This is a genomic window from Mycobacterium neumannii, from assembly GCF_002245615.1.
GTDB classification, from domain to species: domain Bacteria; phylum Actinomycetota; class Actinomycetes; order Mycobacteriales; family Mycobacteriaceae; genus Mycobacterium; species Mycobacterium neumannii_A.
Window position 1 is genome coordinate 1 of sequence record NZ_NKCO01000038.1, and the last position, 17,600, is coordinate 17,600.

The following is a 17,600-nucleotide window of genomic DNA, read 5'->3' on the forward strand; positions in this document are numbered from 1 at the left end:
TGTCGTTATGGCTGAGGGTGTCGTTGTTGGACAACACCTCGGTCTGCCGCTGCGGGGCGAACGCGATCCCGTGCGTCTGGGCCACCGCCTGCTGCAGCCCCACCACCGGATCACCACCCCCATGCACTACCGCCGCAGGCGCGACGGTGGCCGCCACGGCCTGCACCTGGGCGGCCGAGACGTTGCCGAAGCCGGCCTGGTGCAGTTCGCGGTCGGGGTCCGCCACGAACGCGGCGGCGGAGACAGGGTCGCGGAACAGGTTCAGAAACCAGTCGATGAGGTTCATGTCGGATCCTTTCGAAGATGTTGGTCTTGGTCTGGTCGCCGGGCTGTCCGGCGAGCTGAGAACCACGTTATGGCCGCCGCGACGCCCCTGAAACGGGGTCGCGACCCCTCCCTGCACAGCACCGTCCCGGGATCGGACTAGGGGTTCGGTTAGGGGATTAGGGGATGGCTCGGGGATCGGCCGAAAGGTCCGCATTCTCGAGCCGAAACGGCAAAAAATGCGCGGCCCCTCAAGGGGCCGCGCATTCCTTCGGTTCAGGTTTGTCAGTCGAAGATGTCGAATCCGCCCGCGTCGATGTCGAGCTGCTGCACATCGGCGAGCGCGTCGCTGAAGTCGTCGCTGGTTACAACGTCGTCGACGACGTCCTCGATCACCGGCTGGTCCAACTGCAACGCGGTGTCGTCGGCGTCGGCGACGCTCGGGACATCCGGCTCGGCGAGTTCAGGCACCCCCGGATCGGAGATCAACGCGGCGGACACGTCGTCCACCACATCGGCGGGCACGTGATCGCCGAACGCGTCGAAGGCGGCGGTGGCCGCTCCGCTGCTCCAGACGTTGCCTGCCGCTTCGGCGATACCGCCGTCCAGCGCGGTCGGAACGGTCGTCGGAAGCGCCGACATCGACTCCGACACCACCGGGATCAGGGCGTGGACATCGGCACTGGTCACGTTCGTCAGATTGGCGTCGAGAATGGCTTGATTCGGATCGGCGGCGAAACGCGCGGCTGCGTCGGGATCACGCACCACCGACATGACGAAGTCGAGTAACTCGTTGGCCATGAAACACCCTCCCTCCCTCGAACAGATATAGGTGGCTAGAGACAAGGCCTAGCCGAGTGGCCTGCCACGATGCTATCGACGGTTACCGCCGCGGTGATCGGTGCAAAACCCACCTGCTCGGCCCGGTCGTTAGGGGGTGCGGTGTTAGGGGATTTCCTCCCACTAGGGGCAGCTCCCGTGTCCGAAGACGTTGAGCCGCTATCGTGATGAACGGCCAAATGTAGAGGTGGAGATGAGCGACTCACTCGGGTTGTCGATCGGTTCGACCAACTTGGTGGCGGCCCGAATCGGCCGCCCCCCGGTCATGCGCCGATCGATACTCACCGTATTCGACGATCGCGCGCCGGAGGTCGGTGTACCCGCCGAAAACCCCAACCTCAACCAACCGGGCATGGTGCTGAGCGGTTTCGTCGAACGCGTCGGCGACCCGGTGCCGTTGGTCGCCGCCGATGGCTCACCTCATCGCGGAGAGCGGGTGCTGGTCGAGGCGCTCGACGCCATGGCGCGCACGGTCGGCGGTGGGGCCCCTATCGTGATTGCGGTGCCCGCGCACTGGGGGGCGGCGACCACGGGCGCGCTGCGGGGCGCCCTGCGGGCGGCGCCGGGCCTGGCTCCCGACGGGGTGCAGCCTGCGCTGGTGCCCGATTCGGCGGCCGCGCTCGCCGCACTGCAGGCCGCGCCGGGGTTGCCGTCGAGCGGTGTCGTAGTGCTGTGCGATTTCGGCGGCAGTGGAACCAGCATCAGCCTGGCCGACGCGTCAGCCGGCTACGGCCCGATCGGGGAGACGGTCCGCTACGCGGACTTCTCCGGCGACCAGATCGACCAGCTCCTGCTCAACCACGTCGTAGCGGGCATCGCGGCGGCCAACGACGCCGACCCCGCGGGCACCGCCGCCGTCAGTTCCCTGGCCCGGCTACGCAACGAGGCCCGCGTGGCCAAGGAACAACTGTCGGCCGACACCGCCGCGGTCGTGCACGCCGACCTGCCGGGCTTCAATTCCGACGTGCGCGTCACCCGCACCGAGCTGGAGCAGCTGATCAGCGAGCCGCTCGACGGGGTGCTCGATGCCGTCCAGGAAGCTCTGCAGCGCAACAATATTCCGCCGGTAAATGTCTCGGCCGTCGCGACGGTCGGCGGCGGGGCGAACATCCCGCTGATCACCCAGCAGTTGTCGACCCGGCTGCGCGCGCCGGTCATCACCACGCCGCAGTCCCAACTCAACGTCGCTGCGGGCGCCGCGCTGATCGCCGACGCCGCCGAGGCTGCCACCGGGATGGCCGCCGTCGCCCCCGATGCCCCGACCGGGATGGCGCCGACGAGCATGTCCGCCGCAGCGTGGGCCGCCGGAGCCGCAGGCGTCGCAGCCGCCGAGTCGGCCTCCGACGGCGCAGGCTCGGCGACGTTCCGCGCCCTGGCGTGGTCGCAGGACGACTCGCCTGTCGACGAGCCGGTCCCTTATGCCGGTGAGGATTACACGTTCGAAGCGGGCGGAACCGGCGCTCGGCCCGCGATGGAGTTCGCCCACGAGGAAGAGCAATACGAGCCGGAACCCGAACCACTGCCGTGGTACCGCAGGCCGGTGGTGCTGTTCGGCGCGGCGGCCGCAGCCGCACTGCTGGCCGCCGGTGGTCTCGCCGTCACGCTGACGAGCACCACAGGTGACAGCAGTCCGGTCACCGAGACCGCGACGACCTTCGAGTCGGGACCGTCGCCGGAGACGACGACTTCGGTTGCACCACAGACGGTTACCGTCACCGGGACGGATGGGCGCCCGACCACCAGCGTGGTCCCGCCACCCCCGCCCCCGGAGACGACGACGACCACGACGTCACCAACCACCACAACCACGACGACGACAACGACCACGACCACGACGACGACGACCACCCAACCCACCACCACGACGACGCGTCCCACGACCACGCAGCCGACGACCACCCAGCCGCCGACCACCACCGACCCGCCCACCACATCGGTCGAACCGGAGCCGGACATCCCCGTTCCGGACGCGCCATAGACCGATGACCGCGTCGGACCCGCGGACCGAGATCCCGCCGCCCGCACGCGAGGCGGTCACAGGGCTGGCAGCCGCGCCGACCGAGCCGGTCAAACTACTTGTGTCGGGCGGCATCGGCACGGGCAAGACATCGGTGCTGGCCGCCGTTCGAACCGCGCTTCGGGCCGCGGGCGTAGGGGTGCTCACCCGCGTACCGCGCGCTGACGACGATCCGGCGGCCGCGGTCGTCCTTGACGATGCCCACCTGCTGGATGATCACGAACTCGGCGAACTCGCGCGACGGGTGTCGGATCTGCCTTCGACGCTCGTGGTCAGCAGCGAGCCGATCGCGCACCGCCCGGCGATGCGTGCGCTGTCCACGGCGATCGAACGCGAGAACCCGATCATCAGCCTGGGACCACTGCCCCCGGCCGACGTGGCAAGCCTCGTCACCGAAAAGCTCGGCGGCACACCCCCGTCCGACATGGTGCGATCTTTCGTCGTGGCGACGGCGGGCCTGCCCTTCCTGCTGCAACCGGCGATCGCGGCCGTCGCCGAACTGCAGGACGACGCGCCGGCCACCGCGGTCCTGCAGGCGGTCACGTACGCGCTGACCGAACGGCTGCGCCGCCTCGACGACGCGACACTCGACACCCTTCTGGTCACCTCGCTGAGCAGAGACCTCGGTCCCGACGACGTCGCTGCGGCGCTGCGCATGGACGCCGAGCAGGCTTACACGGTGGTCGATCGCGCCCGCGCCACCGGTCTCGTCGAGCCGTCCTACAGCCGGGCCTTCCTGCGCACCCTGCACCGATGTGTCGCTCAGATCCTCGGCGCCGCACGTCATCACGACACCGAGATCTCGCTTCTGGTGTCGCAACTCGAATCATCCACGCTCTCACCCGAATTGGCGCTCCAGATGGCCGAACACGGTCTGCGCGACGATCGGCTGGCGAGCGCGCTGGCCGACATGGCCACCCGTAGTCGCAGCCAACCGACAAGGGCGGCACGGCTTTACCGCGCCGCCGTCGATGCGGGGGCGACCACGTTGAGTCCGCGGCTTGCCGACGCGCTGGCGCTGACCGGCGACTGCGTCACCGCTGGACGGCTCACCGATCAACTGCTCGGCTCCGACGATGCGGCCGAGAGGGCCGCCGCGGTGAGGATCGCCGCCAGCATCGCCCTGCACGACGGCAGCGCAGCACAGGCCGCGGACCTGTTCCGTTGGCTGGGACCGTATCCCGACGCGTTCGTGAGCGCGGCGGGCGCGGTGGTGTCACTCGCCGCAGGCGACCTGTCGGCCGCTCGGACGGCGCTGTCCGCCGAGAGCGCCGGCCCACCCACCTCCACGGCCCGAGCCGCGCGCAGCCTCGCCGACGGCCTGTTGATGTCGTTGGACGCCTCATACCCCGCAGCCGTCTCCCGGTTGGGACAGGCGATCACCGCCGACCAGCCCGCGGAAGGCGTGGCCCCCGACACCCCCGCGGCGCTGGTAACGCTGGCCGCCCTGCACGGGGGCGATCCGGTCCGGGCCCGCAGCGTGATCGCCCGTGCGGTGCGCGCCAGTCTCGAAGACGGTACGGACGCAGCGCTTTTCGTCGCCCGCAGACACCGGCTGCTGCTGGGCTGGGTGCGGATGCAGGACGGGCAATTGCCCGCGGCGACCTCTGACGTGGCAATCGCGTGCGCGGACGCCGACGCGTCCCCGCTGCACCGCCGCGACGCATTGTGGGCGGCCGCGCTGCAGACGGCGATCGCGCGCCGCAGCGGCGACACCGGCGCCATGCAGAAGCACTGGTACACGGCGGTCGAGGTGCTCGCCGAGTACTCGATGGACCTGTTCTCCCTACTGCCGCTCGGTGAACTGTGGGTGGCCGCTTCCCGCATGCGTCAGATCGACCGGCTGCAGCACACCCTCGACGAGGCCTTCGCGCTGCTCGGCTCGCTCGGTGAGCCCGTGTTGTGGTCGACTCCTCTGCACTGGGCCGGTGTGCACGCGGGCATCCTCGCCAACTCCCCGGACGCCGTCGCCCCGCACGGCCAGGCGCTGACTGCCGCGGCCACGCACAGCGCCTTCGCCAAGACGCTGGCCACTGCCGGCCGCACCTGGTTGCGGGTACTGGCCAATCACGTCGATACCGACGAGGTCACGACGGCAGCGCGACTGCTCGCGCAGGTGGGCCTCACCTGGGACGCGACCCGGTTGGCCGGTCAGGCCGCGCTGCAGACCCCCGATGGCCGGGTGTCGGGCGCGATGCTGCAGCTCGCGCGGGACCTGAAGCAGACCGTCGCACCCGACGACGCACCCGGATCCGATCAACTCGCGGCGCCGGAGACCGCCCGGACCGGCTCGGCGCGTCCCGCGTCGTCTCGGCTGTCCGACCGCGAGCGCGAGGTCGCCGAACTGCTGCTCCTCGGTATGCCCTACCGCGATATCGGGACACAGTTGTTCATCTCGGCGAAGACCGTCGAACACCACGTCGCCCGAATCCGCCGTCGTCTCGGCGCCGAATCCCGCTCCGAGATGTTGTCGATGCTGCGGGCCATGTTGTCTCCGCAGTCGTGATCCCCCAGCGCGCCGCCATCCCCTAACGGCAATCCCCTAACCGCCGTGTCCGACGACGGGTCCGGCACCGGATTCGCCCGCCTGCGAAGCGCCATAGCGTCATGCCATGTTCAATCACCAGGCAACTCCGGACCGGCCGCTGGGTGTTTCGGTCGGCGCGACCTACCTCGCCGCGACCAGTGACGGACACGCCGCGGTGATCCGGCCTTCCGAGCTCACGCTGCACGGGCAGCGACTCACCGGGTTCGTCGACCGCATCGGCGACCCGGTTCCGCTCATCGCCTCCGACGGCTCCGCCCATCGCCCCGAGCAACTGCTCGCCGAGGCGTTGCGCACGCTCACTCAGTCGGCCGAGGACATCACGGTCGCCGTACCCGCACACTGGCGTCCGTCGGTCGCCGACTCCTTGCGCCACGCCCTGGGCGGCGACGTGCCGGTGGTGTCGGACGCGACCGCCGCTGTGGCCGCGCTGAACGCCGAACCCGGGCTGCCCTCTCGCGGCGTCGTCGTGCTCTGCGACTTCGGGGGCAGCGGCACCAACATCACGCTCGTCAACGCATCCTCGGACCACGCCGTGGTCGGCGAGACCGTCCGGTTCGCCGATCTTTCCGGCGATCTGGTGGATCAGGCGCTGATGGCACATGTGATGGCTCCGTTGGCTGCTGACACCGACCCGCCCGGAACGGCTGTCGTCGGTTCGCTGGCGCGGCTACGCGACGAGTGCCGCGCCGCCAAGGAGCGGTTGTCGGCCCACACCGCGACGGCCGTCGCCGTCGCTCTGCCCGGACACCACGCGGACGTCAGGGTCACCCGCGCCGAGCTCGAGGGGCTCATTCAGCGGCCGGTCACGGATTTCCTTGCCGCGGTGGATGAAACGCTTGAACGCTACGGGGTTCCGGACGCCGCGGTTTCGGCGGTGGCGACCGTCGGCGGCGGCGCACGCATCCCTCTGCTCACGCAGAAGCTGTCTGAACACCTGCGGGTACCGGTGGTGACCACCGCGCGGCCGCAATTGGCCGCCGCCGTCGGGACCGCTCTGATCGCCCAGCGCCGGCGCGTCGTCGACCCGGAGACCACGCTCGCGCCCGCCGGGATCGATGAAGCCACCGTCCGGGTCGAGGCCGGACCGTCGTCGGCCACGTTCGGCGCGCTGGCCTGGTCCGAAGACGACCAGCAGGATGCGCCCCTGCCCTTCACCGATTCGCGCCCCGAACTTCACTTCGAGCATGAGCAGTGGCAGGAGGAGGCGGCGGCACCGCGACGCTCCCCGCTCATCCTGTTCGGCCTCGCGGCGGCCGCCGCGGTGGTCACGACGGCCCTGTTCGGCTTCACGCAGTTGCGCGGCGACACCGCCACCCCGGTCGAGGCGGCGACCGTCCTCAGTCCCGCGGCCACGCCACCCCCCACGCCTGCGGCGCCGGCTCCCACTCCAGTACCCCCGGCGCCGCAGGCCCCTCAACTCACCACGGTCGTCGTGCAACCCGCGCAGCGATCGTCCACACCCCAGCACCGCAGCCCGCGCCCGGCACCGGCCGCGCAGATGGCGCCCGCAGCACCGCCCTGGACACCCACGCCACCGACGAGCGCCCATCCGTCACCGGAACCCGAGACCCCACCGTCCAACCCTGAGCCGCCGGCCGACCCTGAGCCGCCGACCGATCCGCAGACCCCTCCCGTGGCCGACCCCCCACCGATCGATCCGGGACCCGGCAACGGCACCCCATCTCCCGATGGTGATCCCGTCGACCCGGATTCGAGCGGCGAGCAAACGGGTACCGACACCGTGCCCGACGAGTCCAGCCCGACCGACGGTGCGTAGTTAGGACAACCTTCGTAGCGGTGTTTCCCTTGGAGATGCAACTATGACTCCCGGGCTTGAGCAGGCCTGAGTTAAGTTACCCACCGGTAACTTACGATAAGTTACCCTTGGGTAACTTGAGAATGGGAGGCGCGCGGTGGATACGCAGATGCTGATCAGGCTCGTCGTCGGGCTAGGGCTGACGGCCCTTGTTCTGGTCTTTGCCGCCAAACGCGTGCTGTGGCTGACGTCATTGATCCGCTCCGGTGCGCCCACCAGCCCGGAGAACAACCGCAAGGACAACCTCGGCAAGCGCATCACCACTCAGATCGAAGAGGTCTTCGGGCAAACCCGACTGCTCAAGTGGTCCCTGCCCGGCCTCGCCCACTTCTTCACGATGTGGGGCTTCTTCATCCTCGCGTCGGTCTACCTCGAGGCCTACGGCCTGCTCTTCGACCACAACTTCCACATCCCGATCATCGGCCGGTGGGACGTTCTGGGCTTCCTGCAGGACTTCTTCGCCGTCGCGGTGTTGCTCGGCATCATCACGTTCGCGATCATCCGGGTGAGGCAGGAGCCCAAACAGCACGGCCGTGACTCGCGGTTCTACGGATCGCACACCGGCGGTGCCTGGCTGATCCTGTTCATGATCTTCAACGTCATCTGGACCTACGCGCTGGTGCGCGGCGCCGCGGTCAACACGGACGCCCTGCCCTACGGCAACGGCGCGTTCTTCTCCCAGTTCATGGGGTGGCTGATGAGCCCGCTGGGCTACACCGCCAACTCGTGGATCGAGACCATCGCGCTGTTGGCGCACATCGCGGTGATGCTGGTGTTCCTGCTGATCGTGCTGCACTCGAAGCACCTGCACATCGGGCTGGCGCCGATCAACGTCACATTCAAGCGGCTGCCCGACGGCCTCGGCCCGCTGCTGCCCGTCGAGTACGAGGGCAAGGAGATCGACTTCGAGGATCCGCCGGAGGACGCGGTGCTGGGCCGCGGCAAGATCGAGGACTTCACATGGAAGGCCTACCTCGACATGACCACGTGCACCGAGTGCGGTCGGTGCCAGTCGCAGTGCCCGGCGTGGAACACCGGTAAGCCGCTGTCGCCCAAGCTCGTGATCATGAACCTGCGCGACCACCTGTTCGCCAAGGCGCCCTACATCCTCGGCGACAAGGAGACGCCGCTGGAGAACACCCCCGAGGGCGGCCTCGGCGAGGAACTGCGCGGGGAGAAGAAATCCGAGGAACATTCGCACGAGCACGTTCCCGAGTCCGGCTTCGAGCGGATCCTGGGGTCGGGTCCCGAGCAGGCCACCAGGCCCCTGGTGGGTACCGAGGAACAGGGTGGCGTGATCGACCCCGACGTGCTGTGGTCCTGCACGACCTGCGGCGCCTGCGTCGAGCAGTGCCCCGTCGACATCGAGCACATCGACCACATCGTCGACATGCGCCGCTACCAGGTGATGATGGAGTCCGAATTCCCGGGCGAGCTCGGCGTGCTGTTCAAGAACCTCGAGACCAAGGGCAACCCGTGGGGCCAGAACGCCAAGGACCGCACGAACTGGATCGACGAGGTCGACTTCGACGTGCCGGTGTACGGCAAGGACGTGGAGTCGTTCGACGGCTACGAGTACCTGTTCTGGGTGGGCTGCGCAGGCGCCTACGAGGACCGCGCGAAGAAGACCACCAAGGCCGTTGCCGAACTGCTGGCCGCCGCCGGCGTGAAGTACCTGGTGCTCGGCGAGGGCGAGACCTGCAACGGCGACTCGGCCCGCCGCTCGGGCAACGAGTTCCTGTTCCAGCAGCTGGCCGCGCAGAACGTGGAGACGCTCAACGAGCTGTTCGAGGGCGTCGAGCGGGTGGACCGCAAGATCGTCGTCACCTGCCCGCACTGCTTCAACACGCTGGGCCGCGAATATCCGCAGGTCGGCGGCAACTTCACGGTGCTGCACCACACGCAGCTGCTGAACCGGCTGGTGCGCGACAAGAAGCTGATCCCGGTGACGCCCGCTGATGGCGGAACGGACATCACCTATCACGATCCGTGCTATCTGGGCCGGCACAACAAGGAGTACTCGGCGCCGCGTGAGCTGATCGGGGCGTCCGGCGCGAAGCTGACCGAAATGCCTCGGCATGCCGACCGTGGCCTGTGCTGCGGCGCCGGCGGCGCGCGGATGTGGATGGAAGAACACATCGGCAAGCGCGTCAACACCGAGCGCACCGAGGAGGCCATGGACACCGCCTCGACCATTGCGACCGGCTGCCCGTTCTGCCGCGTGATGATCACCGACGGCGTCGACGAGGTCTCGGCCGCCCGCGAGGTTGAGAAGGCCGAGGTGCTCGACGTGGCCCAGCTGCTGCTGGGTTCGCTGGACAAGAGCACCATCACGCTGCCGGAGAAGGGCACCGCGGCGAAGGAGGCCGAGGAACGCGCAGCCAGGCTCGCCGCCGAAGCGCCCGTGGAGGAAGCGCCCACCGAGGCGGAGGAAGAGGCGCAGGCCGAACCGGAGCCCAAGGTCGAGGCCGCCACGGCCACCGAAACCAAACCCGTCAAGGGCCTCGGAATCGCCGGCGGTGCCAAGCGTCCGGGCGCCAAGAAGGCCGCCGCCCCCGCGGGCGACAAGCCGGCGGCCGACGAAAAGCCCGCTGCCGCAGCGGCACCCGCGAAGGGGCTCGGTATCGCTGCCGGCGCCAAGCGGCCCGGCGCCAAGAAAGCCGCACCAGCCGCGCAGGCAGCACCCGCGGAGCCGAAAGCCCAGGCCGAATCAACAGCGGAGGCCAAGCCCGAGCCCGAGCCCGAGGTCAAGGGTCTTGGGATCGCGGCAGGCGCCAAGCGGCCCGGGGCGAAAAAGAAAACCCAGTCCGCGGCCCCCAACGAGGGCGAGGCGACCGTCACCCAACCGCCGAACGTCGATCCGGACAAGGCGGAGCCTGGAGCCAAGACCGACACCGCCGACTCGGATCGGGGTCTGGACTGCAAGCCCGAACCTGAGGTCAAGGGCCTCGGCATCGCCCCGGGCGCACGCAAGCCCGGGGCCAAGAAGTCGGCCGCACCAGCACAGCCACCGGCCGAGCCGAAGCCCGCTGCCGCACAACGGGAGCCCAAGGACAGCGCCGATTCCGATGGCGAATCCGGTGCTGTCCCTGAGCCTTCCGGCGGGGACAACGAAGACAAGCCCGAACCACCTCCGGTCAAGGGCCTCGGTATCGCCAGAGGCGCTCGTCCCCCAGGCAAACGATGAGCCGATGACCGGCGATTTTGGTTAATCGCTGGACAAAAGTGAGACCATGAACGACGTGACCACCCACCACGTGCCGATCCACGCCGCCGGACACGGACCGCGGCAGCGCACGTTCACGCAGTCGTCGAAGCTGCAGGACGTCCTGTACGAGATCCGCGGGCCGGTGCACGAGCACGCGTCACGCCTCGAGGCCGAGGGTCATCGCATCCTCAAACTGAACATCGGCAACCCCGCGCCGTTCGGGTTCGAAGCACCGGACGTGATCATGCGCGACATCATCTCGGCCCTGCCGTATGCCCAGGGCTACTCCGACTCCAAGGGCATCATGCCCGCGCGGCGTGCGGTGTTCACCCGCTACGAACTCGTTGACGGGTTCCCGCGATTCGACGTCGACGATGTGTATCTCGGCAACGGCGCGTCCGAGTTGATTCAAATGACGTTGCAGGCGTTGCTCGACAACGGAGATCAGGTGCTGATTCCGGCGCCCGACTATCCGCTGTGGACCGCGTGCACCTCACTGGCGGGTGGCACCCCGGTGCACTACCTGTGCGACGAGACACAGGGCTGGATGCCCGATATCGCCGACCTGGAATCCAAGATCACTGAGCGCACCAAGGCGATAGTCGTGATCAATCCGAACAACCCGACCGGGGCGGTGTATACGCGCGAAATCCTCACCCAGATCGCGGATTTAGCGCGCAAGCACGAGCTGCTGCTGTTGTCCGACGAGATTTACGACAAGATCCTCTACGACAATGCCGACCACATCGCGACGGCATCGGTGGCACCCGATGTGCTGACCCTGACCTTCAACGGCTTGTCCAAGGCATACCGGGTGGCGGGCTATCGGGCGGGTTGGCTGGTGATCACCGGACCGAAGGAGAACGCCACCAGCTTCATCGAGGGAATCAGCCTGCTCGCCAACATGCGGCTGTGCCCGAATGTTCCTGCACAGCATGCGATCCAGGTCGCCCTCGGCGGATATCAAAGCATCGACGACCTCGTCTTACCCGGAGGCCGCCTGCTGGAGCAGCGCGATGTGGCCTGGCAGATGCTCAACGAGATCCCCGGGGTGTCCTGCGTGAAACCGCAAGGGGCGTTGTATGCGTTCCCCCGCCTGGACCCCGAGGTCTACGACATCGTCGACGACGAGCAGCTGGTCCTGGATCTGCTGCTGCAGGAGAAGATCCTGGTCACCCAGGGCACCGGGTTCAATTGGCCGACACCGGATCACCTGCGCATCGTGACGCTGCCGTGGGCCCGCGAGCTGTCCAATGCCATCGAACGGCTGGGCAACTTCCTGGTCGGCTACCGGCAGTAGCGTCCTTCTAGGCTGTTGTCCGTGGCGCACTCACACGGACACTCCCACTCCCCTACCGGCCCGGCACCGCTGGGGCCGATCGCCGCGAAGGTAGTCGTCGGTCTGCTGATCGCCATCGGAGTGGCCGTCCTGGCGGGAACGGCATGGCTGTGGCCCAGCCAGCAGAAGACCGACATCCCGCTGCCGTTTCAAAACGCCGAGGGCGGCGCCGTCACCACCGAATCTGGGCTGGTCCGCTCGAGCAGTACCGCGACGTGCGGCAGCCCGTCAGTCGGTCAGGTGCTGACCGCCGATCCAATTCCGGCGACGGGCGGCGGCGCCGAGTGCGTGCGGACGTTGATCGAGATTCAGTCCGGGCCCAACAAGGGCGCGGCGACCGTGCTCGAATTCAGCGGTGGCCCCGGCCAACCCAATCTCGCGGCCGGCGACGACGTCAGGATCACCCGTCAGGTCGATGCGACCGGCACCACCACCTACTCGTTCTACGACTACGAACGGACATGGCCGCTCGTCGCGCTGGCTGTGGCGTTCGCCGTGGTGGTGGTCGCGGTCGCCCGGTGGCGGGGGTTTCGCGCCCTCATCGGCATCGTGGTCGCGTTCCTCGTGTTGGTGGTGTTCATGCTGCCTGCGCTACGCGACGGCGCCGCGGCCGTGCCCGTCGCGCTTGTGGCTTCGGCGCTGATCCTCTACGCCGTCATCTACCTGGCCCACGGCGTGAGCCTGCGGACCAGCGCGGCCCTGCTCGGAACACTCACGTCGCTGCTGCTCGCCGCGCTCCTCTCCTGGGGCGCAATCGAATTGGCTCACCTCACCGGTCTCTCAGAGGATCGTAACAACGAGGTCGCCGCCTACCTGGGCAACGTATCGATCACCGGCCTGCTACTGGCCGGGTTCATCATCGGATCGCTCGGCGTGCTCAACGACGTCACGGTCACCCAGGCCTCGACGGTGTTCGAGCTGGCCGAGCTCGAGGGCAGCTCGCGGCGGACGATCTATTCGGGCGCGATGCGGGTGGGACGTGACCACATCGCGAGCACCGTCTACACGCTGGTGCTGGCGTATGCGGGCAGCGCATTGCCCCTGCTGCTGTTGTTCAGCGTGGCCAACCGGGCCTTGGGCGACGTGCTCACCAGCGAGAGTGTGGCCATCGAGATCGCCCGCTCGGCGGTCGGGGGCATCGCGCTGGCGTTGTCGGTGCCGCTTACGACGGGCATCGCCACGGTACTGGCGACGCCCGCGCGCGCCCGACGCGATTAGAAGCCGGTGCGCTCCAACCACGCGTCCCATACCGCGGCGTCCCCGAATACCTCGATGCCGGCGTCGGCGGCCGCGCGCCGGCGCGTGATCGCCAGCAGCAGATCGGTGGCGCTGCCGCGCAGCGCGGTGTCGGCCTTGCTGTGATTGTGCGACCACCAGACGCCGTCCTCGTCGTGGACGATGGTCCACTCCCCGGTCGGGCCCAGCCCCTCGTCGGTGGCGTGCATGTGGATGCTTCTGCCGTGATCCAGCGCGGGTTGCGCGCCGGCACCAACCATCAGTTCGACCCATTCGCTGATCGCGTCGGCTGCCAGCTCGGGCGGTGGGTTGTAGGCGGCCCCGATGGCCAGCGCCGCATCCGCGTGGTGCACGGCGACCTCGTGTAACCGTCGGCGGATCCACCAACCCGCGGGCCGCGGGCCGCGGAAGGTCCAAACCCTGGTCGCCGCCCCCGCGCGCTCGACCGCATCGACCACCAGTTGCGCGCCCTGGTTGAACCAGTCGATCGCCCCGTCGGTGTCGTCGGGTGGTTTGCCGTCGCGCACCTCGCGCGGATCCAGCGCCGACATCCGGCGTTCGGCGATGATCTGCGCGGCCCATCGGTTTCCGCGACCGACGTGGCGGAACAGTTGTCTGAGCGTCCAGTCGGGGCAGGTCGGCACCGGTGTCGAGGGGTCTGCACTGCGGATCAGTTCCCCGAATTCGCGGGTCTGGTCGAGCAGCGCGGCTCGGAAATCCACGCCCACGAACGTACTCAATACTCGACGCGGAAACCCCCGATAATGCCGATCTCGTTGCCGTCGGGATCCTCGATCTTAGACAACCGCACACCCTTACTGGCCGCGACGATTTCACCGGGATCGAGGCCGCGGTCACGCAGTCCGGCGAGGTGGCGCTCCAGGTCGTCGACGGCGAAGTTGAGCAGACCACTTCCGGCACGCTGGGGATCGCTGAACACCTGGACCCAGGCGCCGGGGCGCACCTGCCACTCGACCAGCGTGGGCATCGGGTTGTTGTCGGCCGGACGGCCGAAGAAATCGGCGTACCACCGGCCGCTGACCTCGACGTCAGTCACGGGGACGACCGCCAGCACATGATCAACCGACATGAATTCCTCCGTTCTTCGAAGGGGCAGACCCCGTCAGGCCGGTGAACTAATCGTCGAGCGTGCGGTCCCCAGGGCGATGGGCAGCGACGCCCACCCCCTCAGCACCCGCGTCTCGCGCCTGCTGCCCTCAGCGGCCAGTCGCGCATCGGGAAAACGTTCGAAGAACGCCCGCAGTCCGACCTCGCCCTCAGCGCGGGCCAGGGCAGATCCCAGACAGAAATGCCTGCCCCCGGAGAACGACAGATGTCGTCCGGCGTTCTCCCGCTCGAGGTCGAAGCGGTCCGGGTCGTCGAACACCTTGGGGTCGCGGTTGGCGCCTGCGATGTAGATGAGCACCGCCCTGCCCCGCGGGATCCGGTGGCCCGCGATCTCGGTGTGCTTCGTCGACCTGCGCGCGGTGAGTTGCACGGGCGGGTCCAGTCGCAGGATCTCCTCAACGGCAGTCGCCCAGAGTTCGGGTCGCTGCGCCAGGGTCTCGAGGTGCTGCGGGTGGTCGAGCAGCATGCGGATTCCGTTGCTCAGCAGGTTGACCGTCGTCTCGAATCCTGCGGCCAGCACGAGGCCCGCGGTAGCCATCAGTTCCTGCTGGTTGAGTTGGGCGCCCTCGTCGGAGGCCGCGATCAGCTGGCTCATCAGGTCGTCGCCGGGGTTGCGTCGCAGCCCTTCGAGGTGCCCGGACAGCCAATCGTTGAAGCCGACCACGCTGCGGTAGACGGTGCGGTACTGCGGCCAGGTCAGGCCGATGTCGAGGCTGGCCGCACCGCGCTCGCCGAACTCCAGGACCCGTGACCGGTCGGCGTCGGGAACGCCGAGGATGTCACCGATCACCGCGACCGGTAACTGGGCGCAATAGCGGTCGACGATGTCGACGGTTCCGGCTTGCGCGAGTTCATCGAGCAGAGAGTCGGCGGTCTCCTGCACCCGGTCCCTCAGCGCGGCAACGGCTCTGGGGGTGAACACCGAGGACACCAGTTTGCGGTACCTAGTGTGGTCGGGTGGCTCCACCGACAGCATCGAGGGCGGTTCCAGCGGGTGTAGGAGGCCGGAGTTCGTGCGGTCCGCCACCCAGCGCAAGGGCTTGGGCAGATTCGACCCGATCGGCATGACCTCGAAGTCCTCGGACCGCAGCAGATCGCTGCCGATCTCGTGGTCGACGGTGAGGTGCACGATGGCGGCCTCCATGACCGGCCCTTGTGCCCGCAGTTCGTCGGCGAACGCCACGGGGTCAGCGCGTACGGCGGGATCTGCGATCATCCGGCCCTGCGGGTCGCCACGCCGGGCAAGCAACTTCGACACGCCACGCACGAAGCCGTGCAGTGCCAGCCACCGGATCCGGTTTCGGATTGGGTCCGTTCGCCGACCCGGACGAATCGGTTCCACGAGCCAAAGCCTACCGACTGGTGCTCCTTCCGAGGCACAACACCCGCCAGCCCGCCCCCGCCCACCGGTCGACATCGAGGCAGTTTCGGCCGTCGACAACGACTTTCGCGCGCACGACACCGACGAGATCGACGGGATCCAGTTCGACGAATTCGCGCCATTCGGTGAGGACGAGCACCGCGTCGGCCCGTTCGCACGCTTCGGCGACCGACGTCGCATAGGTCAGCGTCGGAAAGTGGCGCCGGGAGTTCTCCATCGCTTTCGGGTCGTAGACGTTGACGGCGGCGCCCTTGAGTTGCAGCATCCCGGCGACATTGAGAGCCGGCGAATCGCGCACGTCGTCGGACTCGGGTTTGAACGCGGCGCCGAGCACCGCGATATTGGCGCCCAGCAGCGACCCTCCGCACGCGACGGTTGCCAGTTCCACCATCCGGCTTCGCCGTCGCATGTTGATCGCGTCCACCTCGCGCAGGAACGTCAGGGCATGGTTGGCGCCGAGTTCGCCGGCGCGGGCCATGAAGGCGCGGATGTCCTTGGGCAAGCAGCCGCCACCGAAACCCAGACCGGCGTTGAGGAAGCGGCGTCCGATCCGCGGGTCGTACCCTAACGCGTCGGCGAGAAGCGTCACGTCGGCGTCGGCGGCCTCGCAGACTTCGGAGATCGCGTTGATGAACGAGATCTTCGTGGCGAGAAAGGCGTTGGCCGACACCTTGACCAGCTCCGCGGTCTGCAGATCGGTGATCAGCAAGGGGACCTGCTGATCCAACAGCGGTGCGTACAGTTCCCGGATCGCCGCCTTCGCGGCACACGAATCCGGTTGTACACCAAGCACGATCCGGTCCGGATGCAGGGTGTCGTGCACGGCGAAGCCCTCCCGCAGGAACTCCGGGTTCCACGCCATCTCGACGTGGACCCCCGCCGGCGCCAACGCGCGCGCCCGGTCCCTCAGTTCGGCGGCGGTGCCGACCGGCACCGTGGACTTGCCGACGATGACGGCCGACCGGCTCAGCCGCGGGACCAGCATGTCGACGACGGCGTGTACATGACGCAGATCGGCGGCGAACTCCCCCTTCTTCTGCGGTGTCCCGACGGCGAGGAAGTGCAGGTCGGCGAACCCGGCCGCGGCGTCGTAGTCGGTGGTGAACGCCAAGCGCCCGGCGGAGATGTTGTCGCTCAACACTTTCCGTAATCCGGGCTCGTAGAAGGGGGTTTCGCCCGCTGCGAGTTTGGCGACCTTGCCAGCGTCGACGTCTACGCCGAGCACCTCATGACCCAACTCGGCCATACCCGCCGCGTGGGTGGCTCCCAGATATCCCGTGCCGAAAACGGTGCACCGCATACCGCCTTGATATGCAGCCCTGATGAGCTAACCGCTACGCGACACTGATCGTGCGGCCAACGGCAGGTTACGAGTGGCTATCCGGCGCAGATGTTCAGCACGCAGATCGACCCTCCGCCGTGACCGGTGTTGCCGCCCGAGCCGCCCCTGTCGTCGTCGATGCGCGGCGACCGACCCGAGCCACTGCCGGGGTAACCGCCCGAGCCACTGCCGGGATAACTCCCCGGCCCCTTTTGCTTCGGCGGCTTCTGCGGCTTTGGCAGCTTGGGCATTTCCGGCTCGTACTGCCACGGCGGACTCCACCTTGGTCGCGGCGGTGACCACGGCGGATTCCACGGGTTCTGGGGCCGCGGGTAATACTGCGGCGGTGCGACCACCGGCGGCACGTACACCGGGACGGGGGCCGGAGCCACCGGGGCGGGAGCCACGGGTACCGGCGCGGGCGGCGGTGCCGCGGGCGGAGGAGCGGGCGCCGGGGCTTGGGGCGCGGGGGCTTGCGGTGCGGGAGGCGGCGCCTCGACAT

12 protein-coding genes and 1 pseudogene are annotated in these 17,600 nt (G+C 68.5%); 6 read left to right on the forward strand and 7 right to left on the reverse strand.

Translation table 11 applies throughout. The features are described 5' to 3' along the window. Both CEX88_RS25205 and CEX88_RS25210 read right to left on the reverse strand, forming a co-directional pair. On the reverse strand, positions 1-286 hold a 286-nt coding region (locus tag CEX88_RS25205), incomplete at its 3' end, for an IniB N-terminal domain-containing protein (RefSeq protein ID WP_202931647.1). 263 nt (positions 287-549) lie between these two features. Continuing rightward, positions 550-1,065 (reverse strand): Rv0340 family IniB-related protein, encoded by a 516-nt coding sequence (locus CEX88_RS25210; protein ID WP_066841845.1) that lies wholly within the window; start codon positions 1,063-1,065, stop codon positions 550-552. A gap of 232 nt (positions 1,066-1,297) precedes the next feature. Between CEX88_RS25210 and CEX88_RS25215 the strand changes: the two genes are divergently transcribed. The 6 genes from CEX88_RS25215 (at position 1,298) to CEX88_RS25240 (ending at position 13,250) form a co-directional block, all read left to right on the forward strand. Then, the gene (locus tag CEX88_RS25215) at positions 1,298-3,082 is read left to right on the forward strand and encodes an Hsp70 family protein (protein WP_094295576.1); all 1,785 of its coding nucleotides are present in this window, start codon (positions 1,298-1,300) and stop codon (positions 3,080-3,082) included. Positions 3,083-3,086: 4 nt separating this feature from the next. Then, positions 3,087-5,627 carry an isoniazid response ATPase/transcriptional regulator IniR gene (gene iniR, locus CEX88_RS25220; RefSeq protein WP_094295571.1) on the forward strand — a complete coding sequence of 847 codons (2,541 nt, stop codon included), beginning with the start codon at positions 3,087-3,089 and terminating at the stop codon, positions 5,625-5,627. A gap of 106 nt (positions 5,628-5,733) precedes the next feature. Then, positions 5,734-7,446 carry an Hsp70 family protein gene (locus tag CEX88_RS25225; RefSeq protein WP_066841847.1) on the forward strand — a complete coding sequence of 571 codons (1,713 nt, stop codon included), beginning with the start codon at positions 5,734-5,736 and terminating at the stop codon, positions 7,444-7,446. A gap of 136 nt (positions 7,447-7,582) precedes the next feature. Beyond that, the gene (locus CEX88_RS25230; protein WP_094295572.1) at positions 7,583-10,672 is read left to right on the forward strand and encodes a 4Fe-4S dicluster domain-containing protein; all 3,090 of its coding nucleotides are present in this window, start codon (positions 7,583-7,585) and stop codon (positions 10,670-10,672) included. A 46-nt stretch (positions 10,673-10,718) separates the two neighbouring features. Then, positions 10,719-11,993, forward strand: coding sequence for a pyridoxal phosphate-dependent aminotransferase (locus CEX88_RS25235; RefSeq protein WP_094295573.1), 1,275 nt, complete (start codon positions 10,719-10,721; stop codon positions 11,991-11,993). A 21-nt stretch (positions 11,994-12,014) separates the two neighbouring features. After that, the gene (locus CEX88_RS25240; protein WP_066841850.1) at positions 12,015-13,250 is read left to right on the forward strand and encodes a YibE/F family protein; all 1,236 of its coding nucleotides are present in this window, start codon (positions 12,015-12,017) and stop codon (positions 13,248-13,250) included. On the opposite strand, the gene CEX88_RS25245 is transcribed toward CEX88_RS25240, so the two are convergent. The 5 genes and pseudogenes from CEX88_RS25245 to CEX88_RS26210 all read right to left on the reverse strand — a co-directional run. Continuing rightward, complete coding sequence (locus tag CEX88_RS25245) at positions 13,247-13,990, reverse strand: maleylpyruvate isomerase family mycothiol-dependent enzyme (protein ID WP_094295577.1); 744 nt, start codon at positions 13,988-13,990, stop codon at positions 13,247-13,249. The genes CEX88_RS25240 and CEX88_RS25245 overlap by 4 nt on opposite strands. 14 nt (positions 13,991-14,004) lie before the next feature. Beyond that, the gene (locus CEX88_RS25250) at positions 14,005-14,358 is read right to left on the reverse strand and encodes a VOC family protein (protein ID WP_066841851.1); all 354 of its coding nucleotides are present in this window, start codon (positions 14,356-14,358) and stop codon (positions 14,005-14,007) included. 33 nt (positions 14,359-14,391) lie between these two features. Then, positions 14,392-15,702, reverse strand: a complete 1,311-nt coding sequence (locus CEX88_RS25255) for a cytochrome P450 (RefSeq protein WP_202931649.1) — start codon at positions 15,700-15,702, stop codon at positions 14,392-14,394. A gap of 46 nt (positions 15,703-15,748) precedes the next feature. Next, complete coding sequence (locus CEX88_RS25260) at positions 15,749-17,077, reverse strand: UDP-glucose dehydrogenase family protein (RefSeq protein WP_094295575.1); 1,329 nt, start codon at positions 17,075-17,077, stop codon at positions 15,749-15,751. Between the two features lie 77 nt (positions 17,078-17,154). Continuing rightward, positions 17,155-17,600 (reverse strand): annotated as a pseudogene (locus CEX88_RS26210) (hypothetical protein); the annotation flags it as partial.

Excerpts from the sequence above, each read along its gene's own strand:
- iniR (WP_094295571.1), top strand. The coding sequence starts at position 3,087 with ATGACCGCGTCGGACCCGCGGACCGAGATCCCGCCGCCCGCACGCGAG.
- CEX88_RS25250 (WP_066841851.1), bottom strand. The coding sequence starts at position 14,358 with ATGTCGGTTGATCATGTGCTGGCGGTCGTCCCCGTGACTGACGTCGAG.
- CEX88_RS25210 (WP_066841845.1), bottom strand. The coding sequence starts at position 1,065 with ATGGCCAACGAGTTACTCGACTTCGTCATGTCGGTGGTGCGTGATCCC.
- CEX88_RS25235 (WP_094295573.1), top strand. The coding sequence starts at position 10,719 with ATGAACGACGTGACCACCCACCACGTGCCGATCCACGCCGCCGGACAC.
- CEX88_RS25225 (WP_066841847.1), top strand. The coding sequence starts at position 5,734 with ATGTTCAATCACCAGGCAACTCCGGACCGGCCGCTGGGTGTTTCGGTC.
- CEX88_RS25215 (WP_094295576.1), top strand. The coding sequence starts at position 1,298 with ATGAGCGACTCACTCGGGTTGTCGATCGGTTCGACCAACTTGGTGGCG.
- CEX88_RS25260 (WP_094295575.1), bottom strand. The coding sequence starts at position 17,077 with ATGCGGTGCACCGTTTTCGGCACGGGATATCTGGGAGCCACCCACGCG.